The sequence below is a fragment of the Actinotalea ferrariae CF5-4 genome (assembly GCF_000603945.1).
GTDB lineage: Bacteria > Actinomycetota > Actinomycetes > Actinomycetales > Cellulomonadaceae > Actinotalea > Actinotalea ferrariae.
The window spans coordinates 1-1,054 of sequence record NZ_AXCW01000455.1 but is presented as its reverse complement, the minus strand read 5'-3'; the positions used below and the strand labels follow the sequence as shown (position 1 = coordinate 1,054).

Annotated in this window: 1 protein-coding gene; it reads right to left on the bottom strand. The window is 79.4% G+C overall.

Features of this window, described 5'->3' with window-relative positions; translation table 11 throughout:
• On the bottom strand, positions 1–1,054 hold a 1,054-nt coding region (locus N866_RS18745; protein WP_034229646.1), incomplete at both ends, for a copper resistance D family protein.

The window sequence follows — 1,054 nt, the reverse complement described above, 5'->3', positions numbered from 1 at the left end:
AGCCGGTCCGCCGTCGGCCTGGGGCGTGGCCGGCGGCGTGCCCCTGACCAGCGCGGCGACGACGACCGCGCCGCACAGCAGGGACGCGGCGGGCAGGAGCAGGTGCCCGGGTGCCGGGCCGGCCGACCACGTCGTCGGCATGCGCAGCACGAGCACGGTCGACGCGACGAGGGCCGCGAACGCCGTCGTCGGGCTGACGCCGGACGCCGTCGCCGGGGCGCGCCCGCCACGGCGCAGAGCGGCGACCAGGAGCGCCGGGAGCATCAGGGCCAGCACGAGGTGCCGCCCGACGGCGACCCCCAGGAGCGGCGCACCCGCCACGTCGTCGGGGAGCCCGAGCGCGATCACCGCGACCAGGGCGGTCATCACCAGGTGCAGGCCGGGGCCGCGCGGGCGCAGGAGGCCCCAGCGGTGCCCGAGCACGGCCAGCCCGACGAGGACGACCGTGGTGAGCACGGGCTCGGGCTGCCAGGCCAGCGCCACCTCCAGGGCAGTCGTCGACGCGCCGCCCGGCTCGGGGACGTGCGTGCCGCTCGCGGCCGGCCGCGCCCCGGGGGTCCGCGAGAGGCCCGTCGCCACCCCCATCGCCGCGCCCATGACCAGCAGCTCGACCGTCGCCAGCCGGAGCAGCGGCCCTCGTCGGCCGGCGGCGAGCCGGGGCAGGGTCCAGGTCCGGTGCCGGTGCCCCAGCAGGCCGAGCACGACGACGGCGAGCGTCTTGACGCCGACCGTCGCCCCGTAGCCCGACCACCACGACGACGGGGTCGTGCCCAGGTGGGCGAGGGCCGTCGCGACCCCCGTGGCGACGAGGACGGCGTAGCAGCCGAGCGCGAGCCCGCTGAACCGGTGGGCGGCCGCGGCGAGGGCCTCGGGGCGCACCCGGAGGACGAGCGCGGCCAGGCCGCCCACCCACAGCGTCGCGGCGACGACGTGGACGAGGAGGCTCCCGGTCGCGAGCTCGTGGGCCGCCGTCCCGACGGCGTGGCCGGTGTACAGCGGTGGCGCGAGGGCGACGACGGCGAGCGCGAGCGCGGCGCGGTCCCACCGCTCACCT